Here is a 4,131-nt window from a genome sequence, read left to right as displayed (position 1 = left end):
CGCGCGGTGGTCACCGACCCGGCGTTCGCCCCCGAACTCACCGGCTCCACCGAGCCGTTCACGGTCCACACCCGGTGGATCGAGACCGAGTTCGTCAACGAGATCAAGCCCTTCACCGCCCCCGCCGCCGGGGAGGCGGAGGAGGAGCCGGGCCGCGAGACGGTCGTCGTCGAGGTCGGCGGCAAGCGTCTGGAGGTCTCCCTGCCCTCCTCCCTCGGCATGTCCCTGGCCCGCACCGGCCTCGCCGCCGGCGCCAAGCCCAAGCGACGCGCCGCCAGGAAGTCCGGGCCCGTGGCCTCCGGCGACACCCTCGCCTCGCCCATGCAGGGCACCATCGTCAAGATCGCCGTCGAGGAGGGCCAGGAGGTCAAGGAAGGCGACCTGGTCGTCGTACTCGAAGCCATGAAGATGGAACAGCCGCTGAACGCCCACAAGTCCGGCACCATCAAGGGCCTGAGCGCGGAGGTCGGCGCGTCCCTCACCTCCGGCGCGGCGATCTGCGAGATCAAGGACTGACCCGGCTGACACGGGATCGTCGCGTCGGTCACGTCCGGCGCGGCGATCCGCGGATCGAGGACTTCAGACAGCGCAGCCGCCGGCGGGCCTGCCCGCCGGCGGTTCAGCGTCGCCGCAGGTCCGCCACCCGTGCCCGGTCCGTCCCCGGTGTCTGGTCGCCCAGGACCGCGGCCGTGCGCAGGGCCGGGCCGCCGGGGACCTGGCCGCGGCGCGGGCCCGGGAGAGGTACGTCCCGGCGCTGCTGACGCGCCGGGGCGGCATCACCCCCCGCGCCTCCGTTTCCCGACGCGCCCGCCCCCGCCACGGCGATCTGGACGCCCTGGTCGGCCAGGGCCTGCAGCTCGGTGGCCGCGCGGTCGTCGTGCGGCGGGGGCTCGTCCGTCACCAGGCGGGTGATCACGTCGGTCGGGACCGTCTGGAACATCGTGTCCGTGCCGAGCTTGGTGTGGTCCGCGAGGACCACGACCTCCGCGGCGGCCTGGACGAGGGCCCGGTCGACGGACGCCGAGAGCATGTTGGACGTGGACAGACCGCGTTCGGCGGTCAGCCCGCTCCCGGAGAGGAAGGCCCTCGACACCCGCAGCCCCTGGAGGGACTGCTCGGCGCCGGAGCCGACGAGGGCGTAGTTGGAACCGCGGAGTGTCCCGCCCGTCATCACGACCTCCACCCGGTTGGCGTGGGCCAACGCCTGGGCCACCAGGAGAGAGTTGGTGACGACGGTCAGGCCGGGCACCCGCGCGAGCCGGCGGGCCAGCTCCTGCGTGGTCGTACCCGCCCCGACGACGATGGCCTCGCCCTCTTCGACCAGGCCCGCGGCGAGGTCGGCGATGGCCGTCTTCTCGGCGGTCGCGAGATGTGACTTCTGCGGAAAGCCGGACTCCCGCGTGAATCCGCCCGGCAGTACCGCACCGCCGTGCCGGCGGTCGAGGAGTCCTTCTGCCTCCAGTGCGCGCACGTCCCGCCGTACGGTCACTTCGGAGGTCTGGACGACGCGGGCGAGCTCACGGAGCGACACGGCTCCGTTTGCTCGCACCATTTCGAGGATCAACTGGCGACGTTCTGCAGCGAACACGAAACTGACAGTAACCCCAACGACCGTCTGCTTTCAGCAGTTTGCGCCGAATAACAGAAGTTGTTCGCACACAACAGCGGGAAGTGGTATAGGAGCGTACTCCCGTTGCCTATGCCGTCCGCATGGCCGGCAACTCCCCGTGACCAGCGGGGAGTCGGTTTCGGCCGTCAGCTCTCGGCGGTCGCCTTGCGGGTGTGGAGCTGTCGGGCCACCTCGGCGATCGACCCCGAAAGGGAGGGGTACACGGTGAACGCGTTCGCGATCTGTTCGACCGTCAGATTGTTGTCGACGGCGATCGAGATGGGGTGGATCAGTTCCGAGGCGCGCGGCGACACGACCACACCGCCGACCACGATCCCGGTCCCCGGGCGGCAGAAGATCTTGACGAAGCCGTCCCGGATGCCCTGCATCTTGGCGCGCGGGTTGCGCAGCAGCGGCAGCTTCACGACCCGGGCGTCGATGACGCCGCCGTCCACGTCTGCCTGGGTGTAGCCGACGGTGGCGATCTCGGGGTCGGTGAAGACGTTCGAGGAGACCGTCTTGAGGTTGAGCGGGGCCACCGTCTCGCCGAGGAAGTGGTACATGGCGATACGGCCCTGCATGGCGGCGACGGACGCGAGGGCGAAGACGCCGGTCACGTCGCCGGCCGCGTACACGCCCGGAGCGGTCGTGCGGGAGACCTTGTCGGTCCAGATGTGCCCGGAGTCGCGCAGCTTGACGCCCGCCTCCTCCAGGCCCATGCCCGCGGAGTTGGGGACGGCGCCGACGGCCATCAGACAGTGCGAGCCGGTGATGACCCGCCCGTCGGCGAGGGTGACCTCGACCCGGTCGCCGACCCGCTTGGCGGCGGCGGCGCGGGAGCGGGCCATGACGTTCATGCCGCGGCGCCGGAAGACGTCCTCCAGCACGCCGGCCGCGTCCGGGTCCTCGCCGGGCAGCACGCGGTCGCGGGAGGAGACGAGGGTGACCTTGGAGCCGAGGGCCTGGTAGGCGCCGGCGAACTCGGCGCCGGTGACACCGGAGCCGACCACGATGAGCTCCTCGGGGAGCTCGTCGAGGTCGTAGACCTGGGTCCAGTTGAGGATGCGCTCACCGTCCGGCCTGGCGTCGGGCAGCTCGCGCGGGTGACCGCCGGTGGCGATGAGGACGGCGTCGGCGGTGAGGGTCTCCTCGGTGCCGTCGGCGGCGCGCACGACGACCTTGCGCGAGCCGTCGAGGGCCTGCATGCCCTCCAGCCGGCCGCGGCCGCGCAGCACCCGGGCACCGGCCCGGGTGACGGAGGCGGTGATGTCGTGGGACTGGGCGAGCGCGAGCCGCTTGACCCGTCGGTTGACCTTGCCGAGGTCGACGCCGATGATGCGGGCGGCCATCTCCTCGGGCGGGGTGTCGTCCGCGACGATGATCCCCAGCTCCTCGTAGGAGGAGTCGAAGGTGGTCATCACCTCGGCCGTGGCGATGAGGGTCTTGGACGGCACGCAGTCGGTCAGTACCGACGCTCCGCCCAGACCGTCGCAGTCGACGACGGTCACCTCCGCGCCGAGTTGTGCGGCGACCAGCGCCGCTTCGTATCCGCCGGGTCCGCCACCGATGATCACGATCCGAGTCACGTACTCCATTGTCCCGCACCCTTCAACGTGCGACCGCCCCGGGGCCCACTCCGGCTACCACAGGTACCCCCGGGACGGAAGTGACACGCGAGCCGACTGCCGTACGCTCGACCCATGTCCCTCCACGCCGCGTACGCCGCCCATCTCGACGCGCGGCTGATGTCGCGCCGCGCCCCGCACTCGCCGATGCGGGCCATGGGGTGGCTTAACGGCTGGCGGCTGACGTTCGGCGGCGAGCACATGGGGTGGGAGGGCGCGCTGGCGACCGTCGTCGAGTCGCCCGGCTCCCAGGTCTTCGTGGCGCTGTACGACATCGCACCGATGGACGAGGAGTCACTCGACCGGTGGGTCGGCGTCGGCCTCGAGGTCTACCGCCGGATGCGGGTCCGTGTGCACACCCTCGACGGCGAGGAGACGGCCTGGGCGTACGTCCTGAACGCCTACGAGGGCGGCCTGCCGTCGGCCCGCTACCTGGGCGAGATCGCGGACGCGGCGGAGTCGGCCGGGGCACCGCACGACTACGTGATGGAGCTGCGCAAGAGGCCCTGCTGAGGGCTCGCCGCCCCTCCGCGCGGCCGCTTTCGTCGGAAACGACAAGACAACGATCGCCATCCCGTGACCTCCGTCATCTACGCGCGTAGGCCGGGACCGGCTACCCTCGTGCGCGTGAACGCATCTCTTCTTCCGGACGACATCCAGGGCGACCCGTACGCCGCCGCCGACGCCGCCGCCGCGCGCCTGCGCGAACTCACCGGCGCCGAGTCCCACGACGTCGCCCTCGTGATGGGCTCCGGCTGGGCTCCGGCCGTGGACGCGCTCGGCGCTCCCGAGGCCGAGTTCCAGGTCACCGAGCTGCCCGGATTCCCGCCGCCGGCCGTCGCGGGCCACGGCGGCAAGATCCGCACGTACCGGATCGGCGACAAGCGTGCCCTGGTC

General features: G+C 71.6%; 4 protein-coding genes and 1 pseudogene. 3 read left to right on the top strand and 2 right to left on the bottom strand.

Annotated features, from left to right (window positions below):
- On the top strand, positions 1–516 hold a 516-nt coding region (locus ACTWQJ_RS47535), incomplete at its 5' end, for an acetyl-CoA carboxylase biotin carboxyl carrier protein subunit (protein WP_443312593.1).
- Between the two features lie 103 nt (positions 517–619).
- Here ACTWQJ_RS47535 and ACTWQJ_RS47530 read toward each other — a convergent pair.
- Positions 620–1,588 (bottom strand): DeoR/GlpR family DNA-binding transcription regulator, encoded by a 969-nt coding sequence (locus ACTWQJ_RS47530; protein ID WP_443312592.1) that lies wholly within the window; start codon positions 1,586–1,588, stop codon positions 620–622.
- 167 nt (positions 1,589–1,755) lie between these two features.
- The gene (locus tag ACTWQJ_RS47525; protein WP_443312591.1) at positions 1,756–3,204 is read right to left on the bottom strand and encodes an NAD(P)H-quinone dehydrogenase; all 1,449 of its coding nucleotides are present in this window, start codon (positions 3,202–3,204) and stop codon (positions 1,756–1,758) included.
- 105 nt (positions 3,205–3,309) lie between these two features.
- On the opposite strand from ACTWQJ_RS47525, the gene ACTWQJ_RS47520 reads away from it, so the two are divergent.
- Positions 3,310–3,747: a gamma-glutamylcyclotransferase gene (locus ACTWQJ_RS47520; protein ID WP_443312590.1), complete on the top strand. Its 438-nt coding sequence runs from the start codon at positions 3,310–3,312 to the stop codon at positions 3,745–3,747.
- A 114-nt stretch (positions 3,748–3,861) separates the two neighbouring features.
- A pseudogene (locus tag ACTWQJ_RS47515) lies at positions 3,862–4,131 on the top strand (purine-nucleoside phosphorylase); the annotation flags it as partial.

It is taken from the genome of Streptomyces sp. KR55, assembly GCF_052245645.1.
Lineage (GTDB): Bacteria > Actinomycetota > Actinomycetes > Streptomycetales > Streptomycetaceae > Streptomyces > Streptomyces flavusporus.
This window is presented reverse-complemented; position numbering and strand designations above follow the sequence as displayed.

What these genes read in the sequence shown, in the direction of transcription:
- ACTWQJ_RS47520 (WP_443312590.1), top strand. Translation starts at nt 3,310, where the DNA reads ATGTCCCTCCACGCCGCGTACGCCGCCCATCTCGACGCGCGGCTGATG.
- ACTWQJ_RS47525 (WP_443312591.1), bottom strand. Translation starts at nt 3,204, where the DNA reads ATGGAGTACGTGACTCGGATCGTGATCATCGGTGGCGGACCCGGCGGA.